Source organism: Pseudomonas sp. CGJS7 (genome assembly GCF_036961695.1).
This window is the reverse complement of record NZ_JBAMDI010000061.1, coordinates 45,836-62,500: the sequence shown is the minus strand read 5'-3', so window position 1 is coordinate 62,500 and position 16,665 is coordinate 45,836. Positions and strand designations below refer to the sequence as shown.

At 67.9% G+C, this 16,665-nt stretch carries 19 protein-coding genes; 14 read left to right on the top strand and 5 right to left on the bottom strand.

Features of this window, described 5'->3' with window-relative positions; genetic code table 11:
- The 6 genes from V7787_RS29925 to V7787_RS29900 all read left to right on the top strand — a co-directional run.
- A partial coding sequence (locus V7787_RS29925; protein WP_336090964.1) for a hypothetical protein occupies positions 1-599 on the top strand: 599 nt, incomplete at its 5' end.
- A 262-nt stretch (positions 600-861) separates the two neighbouring features.
- The gene (locus tag V7787_RS29920; RefSeq protein ID WP_336090962.1) at positions 862-1,053 is read left to right on the top strand and encodes a hypothetical protein; all 192 of its coding nucleotides are present in this window, start codon (positions 862-864) and stop codon (positions 1,051-1,053) included.
- Positions 1,054-2,085, top strand: coding sequence for a hypothetical protein (locus V7787_RS29915; protein ID WP_336090960.1), 1,032 nt, complete (start codon positions 1,054-1,056; stop codon positions 2,083-2,085).
- Between the two features lie 90 nt (positions 2,086-2,175).
- Positions 2,176-2,499 (top strand): RebB family R body protein, encoded by a 324-nt coding sequence (locus V7787_RS29910; protein ID WP_336090958.1) that lies wholly within the window; start codon positions 2,176-2,178, stop codon positions 2,497-2,499.
- Between the two features lie 128 nt (positions 2,500-2,627).
- Positions 2,628-2,963, top strand: coding sequence for a RebB family R body protein (locus tag V7787_RS29905; protein WP_336090957.1), 336 nt, complete (start codon positions 2,628-2,630; stop codon positions 2,961-2,963).
- 261 nt (positions 2,964-3,224) lie between these two features.
- Positions 3,225-3,998: a Crp/Fnr family transcriptional regulator gene (locus V7787_RS29900; protein WP_336090956.1), complete on the top strand. Its 774-nt coding sequence runs from the start codon at positions 3,225-3,227 to the stop codon at positions 3,996-3,998.
- Positions 3,999-4,410: 412 nt separating this feature from the next.
- Here the strand turns inward: V7787_RS29900 and V7787_RS29895 are convergent, their stop codons facing one another.
- A complete protein-coding gene (locus tag V7787_RS29895) occupies positions 4,411-5,217 on the bottom strand; it encodes an arylesterase (protein ID WP_336090955.1) in 807 nt (268 codons plus the stop codon).
- Between the two features lie 47 nt (positions 5,218-5,264).
- Between V7787_RS29895 and V7787_RS29890 the strand changes: the two genes are divergently transcribed.
- Positions 5,265-6,047, top strand: coding sequence for an ABC transporter ATP-binding protein (locus tag V7787_RS29890; RefSeq protein ID WP_336090954.1), 783 nt, complete (start codon positions 5,265-5,267; stop codon positions 6,045-6,047).
- Between the two features lie 3 nt (positions 6,048-6,050).
- Positions 6,051-8,555 carry an ABC transporter permease gene (locus tag V7787_RS29885; protein WP_336090952.1) on the top strand — a complete coding sequence of 835 codons (2,505 nt, stop codon included), beginning with the start codon at positions 6,051-6,053 and terminating at the stop codon, positions 8,553-8,555.
- Positions 8,556-8,676: 121 nt separating this feature from the next.
- Here V7787_RS29885 and V7787_RS29880 read toward each other — a convergent pair whose 3' ends face one another.
- On the bottom strand, positions 8,677-8,934 hold the full coding sequence (locus V7787_RS29880) for a hypothetical protein (RefSeq protein ID WP_336090951.1): 258 nt from the start codon (positions 8,932-8,934) through the stop codon (positions 8,677-8,679).
- A gap of 126 nt (positions 8,935-9,060) precedes the next feature.
- A complete protein-coding gene (locus V7787_RS29875) occupies positions 9,061-9,837 on the bottom strand; it encodes a hypothetical protein (protein ID WP_336090950.1) in 777 nt (258 codons plus the stop codon).
- An 84-nt stretch (positions 9,838-9,921) separates the two neighbouring features.
- Here V7787_RS29875 and V7787_RS29870 point away from each other — a divergent pair, with 84 nt between their 5' ends.
- The 3 genes from V7787_RS29870 to V7787_RS29860 are packed head-to-tail and all read left to right on the top strand — an operon-like array spanning position 9,922 to position 12,378.
- The gene (locus V7787_RS29870; RefSeq protein ID WP_336090949.1) at positions 9,922-10,992 is read left to right on the top strand and encodes a class I SAM-dependent methyltransferase; all 1,071 of its coding nucleotides are present in this window, start codon (positions 9,922-9,924) and stop codon (positions 10,990-10,992) included.
- Positions 10,989-11,690 (top strand): pseudouridine synthase, encoded by a 702-nt coding sequence (locus V7787_RS29865; RefSeq protein WP_336090948.1) that lies wholly within the window; start codon positions 10,989-10,991, stop codon positions 11,688-11,690. The genes V7787_RS29870 and V7787_RS29865 overlap by 4 nt, the downstream gene beginning before the upstream one ends.
- Entirely contained in the window at positions 11,683-12,378 is a 696-nt protein-coding gene (locus V7787_RS29860) for an HAD family hydrolase (RefSeq protein ID WP_336090947.1), read from the top strand. The genes V7787_RS29865 and V7787_RS29860 overlap by 8 nt, the downstream gene beginning before the upstream one ends.
- 27 nt (positions 12,379-12,405) lie before the next feature.
- On the opposite strand, the gene V7787_RS29855 is transcribed toward V7787_RS29860, so the two are convergent.
- On the bottom strand, positions 12,406-12,957 hold the full coding sequence (locus V7787_RS29855) for a DUF1415 domain-containing protein (protein WP_336090945.1): 552 nt from the start codon (positions 12,955-12,957) through the stop codon (positions 12,406-12,408).
- Positions 12,958-12,964: 7 nt separating this feature from the next.
- Positions 12,965-13,447 carry a YajQ family cyclic di-GMP-binding protein gene (locus V7787_RS29850; protein ID WP_336090943.1) on the bottom strand — a complete coding sequence of 161 codons (483 nt, stop codon included), beginning with the start codon at positions 13,445-13,447 and terminating at the stop codon, positions 12,965-12,967.
- A gap of 249 nt (positions 13,448-13,696) precedes the next feature.
- Here V7787_RS29850 and V7787_RS29845 point away from each other — a divergent pair, with 249 nt between their 5' ends.
- From V7787_RS29845 to V7787_RS29835, 3 genes are all read left to right on the top strand, one after another.
- Positions 13,697-14,752 carry an NAD(P)-dependent alcohol dehydrogenase gene (locus tag V7787_RS29845; protein WP_336090941.1) on the top strand — a complete coding sequence of 352 codons (1,056 nt, stop codon included), beginning with the start codon at positions 13,697-13,699 and terminating at the stop codon, positions 14,750-14,752.
- A 319-nt stretch (positions 14,753-15,071) separates the two neighbouring features.
- The gene (locus tag V7787_RS29840) at positions 15,072-15,608 is read left to right on the top strand and encodes a hypothetical protein (RefSeq protein ID WP_336090939.1); all 537 of its coding nucleotides are present in this window, start codon (positions 15,072-15,074) and stop codon (positions 15,606-15,608) included.
- 132 nt (positions 15,609-15,740) lie between these two features.
- Positions 15,741-16,625, top strand: a complete 885-nt coding sequence (locus tag V7787_RS29835) for a DMT family transporter (RefSeq protein ID WP_336090938.1) — start codon at positions 15,741-15,743, stop codon at positions 16,623-16,625.
- Positions 16,626-16,665 lie beyond the last annotated feature (40 nt).

Below are 16,665 nucleotides of genomic sequence, written 5' to 3'. Positions count from 1 at the left end.
CGGCACCTGCCGCCGCAGCCGCGTCGCCCGCATCGTCCGCGCCGTCGTCATCGTCATCGTCCGCAGCTTCGGCAGCGTCGGCGACGCCGTCCGCATCGTCGGCCGCGGCCTCCAATCCCGCACCGCCCGCGTCCAGTCCTTCCAAGTCGTCGCTTGCCGCGGCGCAAGGCGGCGGCGCGACGACGCCGACCGATGCGCTCAACAAACAGATCGTGCAGGCGGTGCAATTCACCAACGCCGAGACCGCCTCGTACGCGCCGGCGCAGATCGCCACCGGCCCGGACATGATGATCAGCCAGGCCGCGGGCCTGGTCGCGCAATCGGCCGCGGTGTACTTCGACGGCGTCACCAAGATCGCATTGGCCAGCCAAGGCGTGCTGATGAAGCAGATGACTCAGGACCTGGTCGAGAACAAGCCGATCCAGGCGGCCGAAGACGCATTGGGCATTCTCGCCACCGACATCTTCATGGGCGCCGCGGCCGCGGTCGCCGCCGCGGCGGGCGCGATGGAAGCCGCGTCGGCCAAGTTCGCGATCGACAGCATCGACCAGAGCATCGAAAAGTATTCGGCGCTGCTGAAGAACCAGAAAGGCAGCTGAGCCGCCCGGATTCGCCATGGCGGTCGAGATCGCCATGGCGCCGCACTCGCAGCGGCGGTGCGCTGTCGTCGCGGCAGGGCCGCGCGCGTCGCGGCGTTCGCGTCGCATTCCCGCTCGGGCCGGGGTTTGGGCCCGCGCCAGATCATCGCGACCGTTGCCGGCGGCCACACGCCGGCGGCGTCGCCGTCGCGATGCCCAACGCGGTCCGGCCTGATCGGCGGCCGCATTGCGTATCGCATGACTTGTAGGACCGGAGTTGGCCATGAACGAGAATTTGCGCTGTTTGCTGCATGAGGAGCTCGAAAGCCTGCTGGATCCGCCGAGCGCGCGGCCGCAACGTATAACGAGGCCCGCGCCGGCCGCGGGCCCGGCCCTGCCGGTCGGCGCGACACGCGTGCCCGTCAATGCCACGGTCCCGCGTGTGCGGCGGCCCGAGCCGCGGGGAGAGCGCTGAATGGCCGCCGTCGCCAAAACCGCCGCCGACCTCGCGGCCGCGCGGGTGGCGCTGGATGAGCAAGTGCGGCGCTTCGCCCGCAACTGGCTCGGCCGCGAACTCGACGACGCCGAACACACGCAGTTGACGATCTTCCTCGCCGCGCTCGACTCGGACTCGCGCGATCAGGCCAGCAATCTGCCGATCGGCGGCGGTCTGCGCGGGCAGGCCGGCAACACCGTCGACAGCGAGCGCCAGCGCATCCAGAACCTGATCCGGCAGACCCTGGGCCGTACCCAGACCGCGATCATCGGCAACGCCAATGCCGAGCGCGCGGCCGAAACGGCCGTGCTCGGCGCGGTCGAGCGTGCTTCCTCGTTGCAGGATCTGCGCCCGCCAAAACCGGCGGCGGCGACGCCGGAGCAGCGCGACGATCCCTTGATCGCGCAGATCGCCGGGCGCCTGACCGAGCTGATCAAGATCGAAGTCGAAAAATGCTTCCAGGAGCAATTCGGCCCGCTCGCGCTGCAACTGCAGGCGGTGATCGAAGCGGCGCGTTCCAGCGGCTTGCTGCCCAAGGGCGATGCCGATTCGCCGGGCGAAAGCGGCGCGGACGGCGGTGCGTCTGCCAGTAGTTCCACGAGCGGTAGCGCTGCGAGCGCTGGTGCCGCAACCGCTGCAACCGCCGCAAGCGGCACAGACGCCAGTGCCACAAGCGGAGCCGCTCCAAGCGGAGCCGCTGCGAGCGGAAGCACTCCCAGCAGAAGCACTCCGAGTGGAGGTGCTACGAGCGGAGGTGCTACAAGCGGAAGTGCTACGAGCGGAAGTGCTACGAGCGGAAGTGCTACGAGCGGAACTGCCCCAAGCAGCAGTAGCACAAGCACGACTGCCGCCAGTGCGGGCTCCTCAAGCGTCGGCGCCACCAGCGCCGCCGCGCCAACTACGAACGAAACCACCTCCGCTACCGCTGCTACGGACTCCGCGTCGACGGCAGAAAACACCGGAAAAACAGCGTCCGCCGACGTATCGGCCGATGCTCCGAAAAGCAGTTAGACAATCTCCACAACCGCTTCACAAGCCGATTGATGATTCGTTCTTCAGCAACGTACGGCATCGGCCGTACTACTTCCTAAGGAGCTCGACATGGCATTCCCTACCGCCGTTAACGATCAAATCACCGATGCCGTCACCCAGTCCAACGTCAAGGTCATCGGCGAAGCGCCGGCCTTCGCGATGGGTTCGATCTATCAGTCGATGGCCCACTCCACCGGCATCCTGTTCGAGAACGCCGTGTCCGCTCAGCAGCAGCAGAACACGTTGGCGCAGGCCGCGGCCAACCAGGGCGTGATGCAGATCTACACCGTCGACACCACCGCCGCCGCCGGCGCCACCGAGAAGGTCGCCCAGACCGGCGTGTCGGACAACCTGACCAGCCTGCTGACCGTGCTGCAGGCGTTCAAGTCGTAAGCATTAGCGCGCCACGGTCCGTCCGGATCGCAGATGCCGGCTCGCTTCTCGCCTGAGTTCGGCCGGCATCGGCCCAGGCCCGCACGCGGATCGCCGCAATTTTGATTATCGCAACCGAGGATTTCCACATGGCCTATCCCACCGCAGTCAACAACCAGATCACCGATGCCGTCACCCAATCCAACGTCAAGGTCGTCGGCGAAGCGCCGGCCTTCGCGATGGGCTCGATGTTCCAGGCAGCGGCGCACTCCACCGGCATCCTGTTCGAAAACGCGATCTCGGCTCAGCAGCAGCAGAACACCCTGTCGCTGGCCGCGGCCAACCAGGGCGTGATGCAGATCTACACCGTCGACACCACCGCCGCGGCGGGCGCGACGGAAAAGATCGCTCAGACCGGCGTGTCCGACAATCTGAGCAGTCTGCTCACCGTGTTGAACGCGTTCAAGTCGCCGTCCGGCCTGTAAGCCGCGACGGACGCGATGCCGGACCGCGGCGCGGCGCCGGCATCGTAGCCGCCGCGCGCGCCGCGGGCGGTGACGCGGCCACGACGCCGCGTCCGCAAGGGGGTCATCGCTCCGCGCCGGGCACCATCCTCGCCGCGGCTTTCGATTGCAGACGTCCACAGGGGGCGTTATGAAATCTGCCATCGGCCGCGGCTGCGGCCCTCACGACCCGGGCGAACCGGCCGGCGGCTCCGCCGATCGCCGCGGCGCGCGGCCCGACTCATGTCGCTGACGGCGGACGACGGCGTCGCCGTGCGCAGGCGCCGCTGGGGACTGGACCGTTGCGCGCTGTTGCGCGGTTTGCCGCCGACGCTGCTGGAACACATCGCGCGCCACAGCACCGAGTTGAATCTGGAAGAAGGCGACGCGTTGTTCTTCAAGAACGATCCCAGCGACTTTCTCGCCTTCGTCGTGCACGGACGCATCTACAAACTGCTGTACGGCCCCGACGGCCAGGAATTGATCGTCGATACCATCGAAAGCGGCGAGACCGTCGACGAAACGCCGCTGCTGGACACCCACTCGCATACCTTCACTGCGGTGGCGTACAGCCCGACCCGGGTGTTGCTGCTCTCGCGCCGGCATTTTCCCAGCCTGACCGGCGACCCGGCGGTGATGGAACGCGCCCATGTTTCGTTGTGTCTGCGTCTTCGGCAAGCGGTGGAGAGTCTGGAGACGATGTGCCTGCACCGGCTGGAGTCGCGGCTGGCGCGTTATCTGCTGTCGTTGATGAGCACTCAACCGCGCCCGCGTGGCGGCGATTTCGAAGTGGCGCTGCCGCCGACTCAGAGCATTCTGGCGGCGATGGTCAATGCCAGTCGGCCGAAGTTGAATGCGCAATTGCAGACTTGGCATCGCAGCGGGCTGGTCAGCCGCAAGCGCAATATTCTGCGCATCAACGATATCGATCAGTTTCGTTGCAAGGCGTATCTGGGGCGGGATGCGAATCGTCCCGATCAGCGTATGCGCTCGGCTGCTGCCAGCCGCCTGGCCTAAAAAACTCCCCACACCCGGCCCCTTCCCGAAGAGTTCCCCCCTTTGAAAAAGGGGGGTAGGGGGGATTTGCTTTTGCCGTTGCTCTTGAAGCGGAATCCACCGCGACCTGCGCCCAATCCCCCGCGCCAGCAAGATCGTCCAGACCTCGCGCCCGCGCAGGGCGCCGCCCCCTTTTGCAAAGGGGGCGAAGTGTCGGCGCCTGTTTCGGCATCGCGACCTGCGCCCAATCCCCCGCGCCAGCAAGATCGTCCAGACCTCGCGCCCGCGCAGGGCGCCGCCCCCTTTTGCAAAGGGGGCAAAGTGTCGGCGCCTGTTTCGGCATCGCGACCTGCGCCCAATCCCCCGCGCCAGCAAGATCGTCCAGACCTCGTGCCCGCGCAGGGCGCCGCCCCCTTTTGCAAAGGGGGCAAAGTTACGGCGCCTGTTTTAGCATTGGCCCCAACTTAGTCCACACATGATCGCGCAACTTGGGCTGAGCGCTGGCGATAGGATGCAAGTTATCCGCCTGAAACGCCGTGCGATCCAACGCGATCGGCTCCAGCAAGAACGGCAACAACTGCGTCCGGTACTGCTGCGACAACTCGCGATAATTGCGCTCGAACCCGTCGGTGTACTCCTTGCCCAGGTTCGGCGGCATGCGCATGCCGATCAACAACACCTGCGCCTTGGCCGCCTGCGCGGCCTGGATCATCCGCTGCAGATTGGCCCGGCTCTGCGCCAGTTGCAGCCCGCGCAGGCCATCGTTGGCGCCCAGTTCGATCACCACCACCGCAGGCCGATTGCGCTGCAGTTCGCCGGCGATGCGCGAGGCGCCGCCGGCGGTGGTTTCGCCGCTGATGCTGGCGTTGACCACGCGCCACCCCGGCTGGGTCTTGGCGATGCGCTCGGCGGTCAGCGACACCCAGCCTTGCGAGGCGGCCAGCCCGTAACCGGCCGACAGCGAATCGCCCATGAACAGCACGGTACGCGCGGCCTTGGCGGCGGGCGCGACCGCCGGGGCCGCGGCTGGCGCCTTGGCGGCCGTCGCCGGCTGGGCCCACAGCGGGGCCGCGGCGGCCAGCATCAGGCCCGCGGCGATCAGCGCCGACAGCGCGCGGGCGCGGCCAGGACCGATGGTCCATTGAACCGGGCCGCCGCTTGCCGCATATCTGTCCTTCATGCGGATGTTTTCGCCGGGACCGTCGCCACCGGCCCGGCCGTGCGGATTCTTAAAGATCATTTAATAACGTCTCCCGAAGATGCGGCGAGGCAAGCAGAAGGACGATCATGGCAGTTTCCAATCTCGCCGGTTCCAATAGTGACGGTTCCAATGACGGTGATTCGATCATGGCCGACGCCATCGTGAAAGAAGCCGGCCCACCGCGGGCTGAAGCGGCGCGCGTCGCGACGCTGGAAGTCGACGGCCTGGGCAAGCACGTCGCGCTGCCCACGGGCGAGCTCACCATTCTCGATGGGGTCGGTTTCTCGATCGCCAAGGGCGACACGGTGGCGATCGTGGGCGCGTCGGGTTCGGGCAAGAGCACCTTGTTGTCGCTGCTGGCGGGGCTGGATTCGCCCAGCACCGGCACGGTCAAGCTCGACGGCGAAACCATTTCCGCGCTCGACGAAGACGGCCGCGCGCGGGTGCGCAGCGAGAAGGTCGGCTTCGTGTTCCAGAGTTTCCAACTGTTGCCGTCGCTGACCGCGCTGGAAAACGTGATGCTGCCGCTGGAACTGCGCGGCGACCGCGACGCGCGCGAGCCGGCGCGGGCGATTCTGGCCAAGGTCGGGTTGCAGCAGCGGCTGGATCACTACCCGCGCCAGTTGTCCGGCGGCGAACAACAACGCGTGGCGCTGGCGCGCGCGTTCGTGACCCGGCCGTCGCTGCTGTTCGCCGATGAGCCCACCGGCAATCTCGACACCCACACCGGTCAGGCGATCATCGAGCTGTTGTTCCAGCTCAACGCCGACGCCGGCACCACCCTGGTGCTGGTGACCCACGACGAACATCTGGCCGAACGTTGCCACCGGCGCATCCGCCTGGACAGCGGCCGCCTGGTGCGGGACTGAACCATGGGCCGCACTTTAGCGATGGCGTGGCGGCAACTCGGCCGCGATCTGAAAGCCGGCGACGTGCGCATCCTGCTGGCCGCGCTGATCCTGGCGGTGTTGGCGGTGACCGCGGTCGGGTTCGTCACCGATCGCGCCGAGCGCGCGTTGGCGATCGAAGCCAACCGCCTGCTCGGCGGCGATGCGGTGATCCGCGCCGATCAACCGATCCAGGGCGCGTTGCGCGCGGCGGTGTCGGCGCCGGAACTGCGCCGCGCCGAAGCCACCGAACTGCAAACCATGATCCGCGTCGGCGATCGCCTGCAACTGGGCGATCTGCGCGCGCTGGGCAGCGGCTTTCCGTTGCGCGGCAGCTTCCGCATCGCCGACCGCGCCGGTGCGGTCGAACGCGACGCGCAAGGCGTGCCCGCGCCCGGCACGGTGTGGATGAGTCAGGCCGGCGCCGACACGCTCGGCGCGCAAGTCGGCCAGGAGATCGCGATCGGCGATTCGCGTCTGCGCCTGGCCGCGCTGGTGGTGCAGGAACCCGACGCGTCGCTGGACTACTTCAACATCGCGCCGAAGGTGTTCCTGAATTTGTCGGATCTGCCGGCGACCGGTTTGATCCAGCCCGGCAGCCGCATCCGTTACCGGCTGGTGATCGCCGGCGAGGCGGGCGCGGTCGAACGTTTCGTCGCCGCGGCCAAACCCGCGCTCGGCCGCGGCCAGCGTCTGGAAACCATTTCCGACGCGCGCCCGGAAGTGCGTTCCGCACTCGACCGCGCCGGACGCTTCCTCGGCCTAGCCGCGCTGGTGTCGGTGGTGCTGGCCGCGGTGGCGGTGGCGATGGCCGCGCGCCGGCACAGCGAGCGCCATCTGTCGGGCACCGCGGTGATGCGTTGCCTGGGCGCGAGTCAGCGCACCTTGGTCGGCATCCACGTCGGCGAAATGCTGTTGTTGGGTCTGATCGCCAGCGCGATCGGCGTGGCCTTGGCGTTCGGCCTGCAATGGGCGATCGGTGGTTGGCTGGAACAGAGTTTGAAGATGTCGATCCCTGCCGCCAGCGCGCTGCCGGCGTTGCAGGGTTTCGGCGTCGGCCTGGTGGTGCTGTTGGCGTTCGGCGCGCCGCCGGTGTTGGCGCTGCGGCGGGTGCCGGCGTTGCGGGTGTTGCGCCGCGATCTGGACCCCACCGAGCCGAGCGCGTGGCTGGTGGCGGCGGCGGGTTTGATCGGGCTGAGCGCGCTGCTGTGGTGGAAGGCCGGTTCGGTCGCGCTGGGCGCCTACATGCTGGCCGGCATCGCCGCGACCTTGGCGGTGCTGGCGCTGTTGGCGTGGGCGTTGATCGTGGTGGTGCGGCGCTTGCGTTCGCGTCTGCGCGGCAGCCTGCGTTATGGGCTGGCCAACGTCAGCCGTCGCGCCGGGACCAGCATCGCGCAAGTGTCGGCCTTGGGCTTGGGCTTGATGGCGTTGCTGTTGCTGACCTTCGTGCGCACCGATTTGCTCGACCGTTGGCAATTGGCGCTGGCCGCGGATGCGCCGAATCGCTTCATCATCAACGTGCAGCAGGATCAGCTGGCCGACGTGCGCAAGTTCATCGGCGCGCAGGGCGTGGCCGAGCCGACGCTGTTCCCGATGATCCGCGCGCGTCTGGTCAGCCATAACGGCAAGCCGGTGACCGGCGACAGCTACGCCGAACGCGGCGACCGCGCCAAGCAACTGGCCGAGCGCGAGTTCAATCTGTCGGTGGGCGATACCTTGCGCGCCGACAACAAGTTGGTCGACGGCGAGTTCTGGGGGCCGCGCAAGCTGGCTCAGCCGGAAGTGTCGGTCGAAGAGGGCTTCGCCGAAACCCTGGGCTGGAAGGTCGGCGACCGGATCGGTTTCGACATCGCCGGGCAGAGCTTCAGCGCCAAGATCACCAGCTTGCGCAAAGTCGATTGGGAGAGTTTCCGGCCCAACTTCTTCGTGATCGCCTCGCCCGGGTCGATGGAGGGGTATCCGGCCAGTTACATCACCGCGATCAGCGTGCCGGCGCAGCAGACCCGTTTCACTTCGCAGTTGGTCGAGCGGTTTCCGAACTTGTCGGTGATCGATGTCGAGCAGGTGCTCAAGCAAGTGCGCAGCACCGCCGATCAGGTGTCGACCGTGGTCGAGGTGGTGTTCTATTTCTCGCTGATCGCCGGGGTGTTGGTGTTGATGGCGGCGGTGAGCGCGAGCCAGGACGAACGCTTGCTCGAAGGCGGGGTGATGCGGGTGCTGGGCGGCAGCCGGCGTCAGTTGCGTCTGGCTCAGGCTTCGGAGTTCGCGGCCATTGGCTTGTTGTCGGGCTTGACCGCTTCGATCGCCGCGTCGGTGTTGGCGGGCGTGGTCGCGGTGCAGGTGTTCGATCTGCCGTGGGAGTTCGATTGGCGCATGACCGCGGTCGGCGGCGGCCTGGGTGTGTTGGCTGCGTTGGTGGCGGGGATGTATGCGACGCGGCGGGTGTTGGATGCGCCGCCTTCGGTGACGTTGCGGGAGTTGCAGGGTTAGTTGCGCTGCGGTGCGCCCTCACCCCAACCCCTCTCCCGCAAGCGGGAGAGGGGCTTAAAAGCCGCTGCGTTCTTGGAGCCCCTCTCCCGTTTACGGGAGAGGGGTTGGGGTGAGGGCAGCTTCAGGCCTGCAACTCAGGCTCAGCCTGAAATCTCCGCGCATACCCCCGCTCATCCGCCACCCGCTCCACTTCGGTATCGGCCCAATCCGGCGCGGCATACACCGCATACACCGCCGACCCATCGCGCAGGCCGACATGATGCAACCGATAGCGCTCGGTGCCGCTGCCGGTATCGGGTGGATAGTGACGCGGCGGTTGCCCCGCGTCGAAATCGAGTTCGCTGTTGTCGACGGCGCCGCCGACGAATAAAGCACGCATCGCGGTTTGCTCCTTAAGCCAGTAACCGTGGCCCAGGGTCGCGGGCGCGACGTTGCCTGCGAATGAAGTTAGCGTCTGCTACGAAGAAAAACCTGCCCGATCTCTCGTTCGCCGGTTCGCCCCGATTCATTCACCCGGCGACAAATGCCCGGAAAACACCCGATGCCGCGGATGCAGCCGCAACCACAACGTCTGCGCCAGCAACAGCGCGCCGACCGCGAGCGCGCACCACGCCGCAACGACCGCGCCATCGAGCGCGGATTCGGATTGCTTGACGTAGATACCGACCAAGCCCCACGACGCTGCCAGCGCACAGCCGACGCTGCCGCGCATGCGCGCATTCAGCGCCAGCAACAACAGCGCCGCGATCGCCAACAACGCCAGACTCCACGCCAACCCATCCACGTCCGGCAACAGCCGATAGGCAACGATCACTTGCGCGGTGTTGGCGAACGCCGCCAGCGACAGCCAGCCCGCGTGCAGGCACAGCGCGAACTTGGCCCACGGCGCCTGTCCGGGCAGCGGGCTGGGATCGCGCGCCAGCGCCGTCGCGGCCCAGGCCGTGCACGCCAACGCCAGCCAGATCGTCGCCAGCGCCAGCCAGAACCACTGCTGCGAGAAAATCGGCATCCACAGCGCGGTCAGGGTGAAGCCGGCCGCCGCCGCCGGGCGCACCCGCAGCAGGGTTTCGTCCTGGCTGACCCGCGAACGCGCTTGCCACAGCCCGAACACCAGGTCGAGCAGGAAAATCAGGCCCCAAATGGCGAACGCGTAGCCGGCCGGGACCAGTAAAGTGGGGTAACGGTCGGAAATTTCGCCGTTATCGGGGCCGAAATAGCCCTGTTGCGAGAACCAGGCCGTCGCCGGCATCAGCGCGGCCGCGATCAGGACGGGCAAGCGCACGGCATCCTCCTTGCGATCCAATGCCACACCCTAGCGCGGGGCCGCGTAAAATCGGCGCGATGACTCAAAACACCGCTATCGACCATGCGCGTTGACGCTGCCGACGACGCGCTCGACACCTTGTTCCAGCCCTTCGCCGACGGCGTGCTCAGCTGGCCCGAACACGGCGGGGCGCTGTTCCTGCGCGCGCGCGACGGGGTCGGCCTGCGCCAGCGGCCGCGTCCGGGACTGGTCTGCGAGCAGGACTACAAGCCGGCGGTCGATGCCCTGCATCGCGGCGGGCTGGACACGGTCGAACTGGAATCGCTGGATCCGCAGCAGCGCTACCCGCTGGTGCTGGTGCTGCCGCCGCGTCAGCGCGAGGAGGCGCGGGCGCTGTTCGCGCAGGCGATCGCGCGGATCGCGCCGGGCGGGCGGGTGGTGGCCTGCATGCGCAACGACGAGGGCGCGCGCTCGGGCGAGGACGATCTGGGCCGCATCGCCGGCAAGGTCGGCAGCCTGTCCAAGCGCAAATGCCGGGTGTTCTGGACCCCGCCGCTGGACGGCCCGGCCGATCCGGACCTGGCGCGCCAGTGGGCCGGCCTGGACGCGCCGCGCGAGATTCTCGGCGGCCGCTTCCGCAGCCGTCCGGGCGTGTTCGCCTGGGACCGGATCGACCCGGCCTCGGCCCTGCTGGCCGAGCATCTGCCGGCCGATCTGAGCGGCCGCGCCGCCGATCTGGGCGCCGGTTATGGCTACCTGTCGGCGGAATTGCTGGCGCGCTGCCCGCGCATCGCGGCGCTGGATCTGTACGAGGCGCAGGCGCGCGCGCTGCAGCTGGCGCGGGTCAACCTGGAGCGCGTGCAGACCGCGGTGCCGCTGCAATTCCATTGGCACGACGTCACCGCCGGCTTGCAGCAGCGCTACGACGTCATCGTCAGCAATCCGCCGTTCCATGCCCAGGGCCGCGAAGAGCGCCCCGACATCGGCCGGCGTTTCATCGCCGTGGCCGCCGAGGCGCTCAATCCCGGCGGGCGCCTGTGGCTGGTCGCCAACCGCCATCTGCCCTACGAAGTGGTGTTGGACGAACGCTTCGGCGAAGTCCGCACCGTCGCCCAGCAAGGCGGTTTCAAGGTGGTCGAGGCGATCAAGGCCAAGGGCAAGGCGCGCGCATGAAACTGGTCAAGCTGATCGGCAATCTGGGTTACGGCAGCCGCAAGGACGTCACCGCGATGTTCCGCTCCGGCCGCATCACCGATGCGCAGGGCGAAGTGCTGTACGCCGACGACAAAGTCGAGCACGGCGCCATCCACGTCGACGGCGAGCCGCTCGACCCGCCCGCGGGTCTGGTGATCGCCCTGCACAAACCGGTCGGCTACACCTGTTCGACCAAGGACCCCGGCCGCATCGTCTACGACCTGCTGCCGCCGCGGTTCCGGCTGCGCTCGCCGCTGCTGTCCACGGTCGGCCGGCTCGACCGCGACACCAGCGGTTTGCTGTTGCTGACCGACGACGGCGGTTTGCTGCACAGAATCGTCTCGCCCAAGGCAAACCTGGCCAAGGTCTACGAGGCTACCCTGGCTTCGGACCTGAGCGGCACGGAAGGCGCGATCTTCGCCAGCGGCGAGTTGATGCTGGAATCGGAGAAGACCCCGTTGGCGCCGGCCGCGCTGGAAGTGTTGGAGCCGCGCCGCGCGCGCCTGACCCTCACCGAAGGCCGTTACCATCAAGTGCGGCGGATGTTCGCCGCGGTCGGCAATCACGTCGAAGCGCTGCACCGTTCGCGCATCGGCGGTTTGTCGTTGCAGGATTTGCCGAGCGGGCAATGGCGCGCGCTCGATTCCACCGACATCGAGACCTTGTTCCGTGGCTGAGTCCGCTGTGCGTCCTATCGAGTCCGTCCCCGCCGCGGTGTTGTTCGACATGGACGGGCTGATGCTCGACAGCGAACGGGCGATGCTGGAAACCTGGCGCGAAGCGGCGCTGAACGAATCGATCGACGCCGACGACGCGTTGTGGCTGTCGATGGTCGGCGTCCACGACCGCGCCAGCTTCGCGATGCTGAGCGGGCAACTGGGCGAAGACGCGGCGACGCGGCTGCGCGATACCAGCTATCGCCTGTACGACCAGCGGGTGGCGGCAGGGTTGCCGCGCAAGCGCGGGTTGCTGGAATTGTTGGATCTGCTGGAAGCGCACGGGATTCCCAAGGCCGTGGCTACGTCCACCCGGCGCGAGCGCGCGTTGAGCAAGCTGGCCGCGAGCGGTTTGATCGACCGTTTCAGCGTGATCGTGACCGGCAGCGACGTCGAGCATCCCAAGCCGGCGCCGGATATCTATCTGCTGGCCGCGCGCGAGCTCGGGGTCGACCCGCGTCGCTGTCTGGTGCTGGAGGATTCCGAACCGGGCGTGCGCGCGGCGCTGGCGGCGGGGGCTACGCCGATCCAGATACCGGATCTGATCGAGCCGGGCGAGGAGTTGCGCGGCTTTGGCCATCGGATCGCCGCGTCGTTGGAGCAGGTGCGGGGGTTGTTGGCGGCGGTGTTGTCGCAGGGTGGGGGCTAGGGGGGATTTGCTCTTAGCTTCGAAGAGCTAAGGCGCCAACAACTTCCGCCACCCCTCGAACCCCAACCGCCCCAACGTCTCCAAATTCCGCTCCACGATCACATCCGGATCCGGAAACGCCGCCACCGCGCGCTCCACGCTCGCCTCGCGCAACAGATGCAAGGTCGGATACGGCGACCGGTTGGTGCAGTTGCCGACCTCATCGAACCCGGTGCCCGCGAACTGATAGTCCGGATGGAAACTCGCGACCTGGATCTCGCCCTCCAGATCCAGCGCCGCCACCGCACCATCGGCCAGCTCCAGGAAATCGTTGAAATCCAGGAAGTCGTTCAGCACCTGCGGATGGATCAGCAACGTCGTGTCGATCCGCTCCGGATCGCTCTGCTCCAGCAGCACCAGTTCCGAGGCCAGCTCTTCCAGCAGCGCCTCGCTGGTCTGCGCCTGACTCAGCACGAACCGCACCTGCCCCTTGGCCAGCACCGCCTTGGCGAACGGGCACAGATTCAAGCCGATCACCGCGCGTTCCAGCCAGCGGCGGGTCGCGGCGATCGGGTCTTCGGGCGCTGCGGTATCGCTCATGGCCGGATCAGTCGCGGAAGTTGTCGTACTGCAGCGGCCGCTCGAAATCGCCGGCCTTCAGCAGCGCGATCGCCGCCTGCAGGTCGTCGCGCTTCTTGCCGTTGACCCGCAGTTTGTCGCCGTTGATCTGGGTTTCGACCTTGAGCTTGGCGTCCTTGATCGCCGCGGCGATCTTCTTGGCCAGCTTTTGTTCGATCCCCTGCTGCACGGTGATCTTCTGCCGCGCGCCGGCCAGATTGGTTTCGATGTCGCCGAATTCCAGGCAGCGCGCGTCGATCTGCCGCGCCGCCAGGCGCTGGCGCAGGATCACGGTCATCTGTTCGAGCTGGAATTCGCTCGGCGCCGACTGGGTGATCTGCTTGTCGTCGAGCGCGAACTTGGCGTCCACGCCCTTGAAATCGAAGCGGGTCGACAGTTCGCGGTTGGCCTGATCGACCGCGTTGGTCAGTTCGTGGGTGTCGACTTCGGAGACGACGTCGAAGGAAGGCATGGCGCACTCGCAATGGTTGGGGGAAACGCGCAAAGGGTAACGCAAGCGCGGCGGCGATACGCAGCGTTGCGGCAGCGATGCGCTGCGATCGCGCCGGGTTTGACGCCGCGGCCACGCCGCGCGCCTAGAATGGCCGGGCCACCCAGCGGCCTGCCGGCCGCCGACCCGCGGGCCGCGGCGATTGCGCCGCCCGCCCGTTGCCGTCGGCCCGCGCCGGCGCGCCCCGCCTCCACGCCACCTGGAACCCCCATGCACAAGACCGCCGCTTACGCCGCGCAGACCGCGCAATCGCCGCTGGCTCCGTTCTCCATCGACCGCCGCGAACCCGGTCCGGATGAGGTCTCGATCGACATCCTGTATTGCGGCGTCTGCCATTCCGACATCCACCAGGCCCGCGACGAATGGGGCGGTTCGGTGTTTCCGATGGTGCCGGGCCACGAAATCGTCGGCCGGGTCCGTCAGGTCGGCGCCAACGTCGGCGACTTCAAGGTCGGCGACGCGGTCGGCGTCGGCTGCTTCGTCGATTCCTGCCGCGAGTGCCCGCAGTGCAAGGCCGGCGATGAGCAGTACTGCGATCAGGGCATGACCAGCACCTACAACTCGCGCGAACGCGCCACCGGCGCGCCGACCTACGGCGGTTATTCCACCCGCATCACCGTCGACCGCGCCTATGTGCTGCGCATCCCCGAGTCGATCCCGCTCGACCGCGCCGCACCGCTGTTGTGCGCCGGCATCACCACCTATTCGCCGTTGAAGTATTACGGCGTCAAGCCCGGCGATGAGGTCGCGGTGGTCGGCCTGGGCGGCCTGGGCCACATGGCGGTCAAGCTGGCGGTGGCGATGGGCGCGCGGGTGACGGTGCTGAGCACATCCGAGTCCAAGCGCGCCGACGCGCTGGCGCTGGGCGCGCACGCGTTCGCCGCCACCCGCGATGCGGCGACGTTCAAGCAGCTGTCGCGCAAGTTCAACTTCATCATCGACTCGGTCTCCGGCGAGCACGATTACAACGCCTATCTGAGCCTGCTCAAGGTCGACGGCACCATGGTGCTGCTGGGCATTCCCGAGACCCCGGCGCCGGTCGCGGCGGGGCTGCTGATCAGCAAGCGCCGCAAACTGGTCGGTTCGATGATCGGCGGCATCCGCGAAACCCAGGAAATGCTGGATTTCTGCGCCCAGCACGGGGTGGCTTCGGACATCGAGCTGATCGACATCGCCCAGATCAACCAGGCCTACGAGCGCATGATCAAGGGCGATGTGCGCTATCGCTTCGTGATCGACATCGCCAGCTTCGACAAGGCGGCTTGAGGCCAGGCGGAGCGGGCGCAGGCCTGCTCCGCGAGAGGTTGCCATCGTTGCCCGTCATCCTCGCGAAGGCGGGGATCCAGGGCTTCATCGCGATGTTTTTTGCGCGCTGGCATCGGGCGTCCGCCGCGGCCGGTCGCATCGCGGTCGCGGCTCGCGCCGCTCCTACAGGTAGCCGCCCCCACCGCGTCGCGGCCCCACTTCCGACTGTAGGAGCTGCGCAAGCTGCGACCACGACAACTCGGTCACGACGAATCCTCCACGCCGCCAACGCCCCACGGCCGCGCATGCAGCCCACCGCGCCGCAGGCTAATCTGCGCGCATGCCGCTGCTCCTGATCCCCCTGGCCTTGTTGATCCTGCTGGCGCTGTGGGCGCTGCTGATCCCCATCGGCCTGATCCAGCGCTACCGCTACGGCAAGGCCCGCCGCCGCGCCTTGCCTTGGGCGGTGAGTCTGGCCGCGGCGCTGTCGCTGCTGTCGTTGCTGCTGCTGTTCGTCAGCGCCTGGATCGTCGGCCACTGGGTCGACGACGCGCCGCTGTATGCGGCCGCGGGTCTGCTCGCCGGGGCCGCGCTGGGCGCGCTCGGCCTGGGTCTGACCCGTTTCGAAGACGAACCGCGCGGGCTGTTCTACACCCCCAACCGCTGGCTGGTGCTGGGCCTGACCTTGGTCGTGGCCGCGCGCATCGGTTTCGGGCTGTGGCAGACCGCGCACGCCTGGGACGAGGGCCACCACGATTGGCTGTCGCGCCAGGGCAGCCTGCTTGCGGTCGGCGGGCTGTTGCTGGGCTATTACCAGATCTACACCCTGGGTTTGCGCCGCCGCCTGCGTCGCCGCGCGGGCCGCAGCGCCGGTTGAGGTGACACAGCGCAGATGACGCGCCGAAGGGCGCGCGTCATGATGGTCCATCCTGCTCCGTTCGCCCGCCATGACCGTCCCGTTCCGCATTCGCACCGCAGCCGCGCGCGCCCGCACCCGCGCGGTCGCCCCGTGAGCGCCGCCCATCCCCATCAACGCCGCGCGATGGCCACCATGCTGGTCGCGGTGCTGATGTTCGCGATGATGGACGCGCTGCTCAAGCTGTTGTCCGAGCACTACCCGCCGTTCCAGGTGGCGACCTTGCGCGGGATGTCCTCGCTGCCGTTCGTGCTGGTCTGGGCGCTCGCCAGCGTCGGGCTCAAGCCGCTGCTGAAGGTGCGTTGGCCGCTGCATCTGCTGCGCGGCGTGCTCGGCGTGGGGATGATGGCGGCGTTCGTCTACGGCGTGAACCGGCTGCCGTTGTCGACCGCGTATTCGATCTTCTTCATCGCGCCGCTGCTGATCACCGCCTTGTCCGGGCCGCTGCTGGGCGAGCGGGTCGGTCCGCGGCGTTGGGTCGCCATCGGCATCGGCCTGCTCGGCGTGGTGGTGCTGCTGCGTCCCAGCGGGCAGGGCATGCTCAGCCTGGCCGCGCTGGCGATACTCGGCGCGTCCACGGCCTATGCGGTCAGCGCGATCACCGTGCGCATGCTCTCGCGCACCGACAGCACCCAGGCGATGATGCTGTGGCTGATGGCGATGATCACCTTCGGCTCCGGCGCTCTGGCCTGGTCGGGCTGGGTGCCGCTGCGCGGCGAGGATGTGTGGTTGATCGTCGGCCTGGGCGTGGCCGGCACGATCGGCCAGTACGCGGTCACCGAAGCGTTCCGTCTCGGCGAGGCCTCGCTGATCGCGCCGCTGGAATACACCGCGCTGATCTGGGGCGTGATCCTGGACCTGAGTCTGTGGGGCGTGTTGCCCGATTCGGTCACCTGGATCGGCGCGGCGATCATCGTCGCCAGCGGTCTGTATCTGCTGCGGCGCGAACGCGTGCACGCCGAAGCCGAGCATCCCTGAGCCGGAGTCCGCGAAGCGTTTGGGTTCAGGTTGCCCGGCC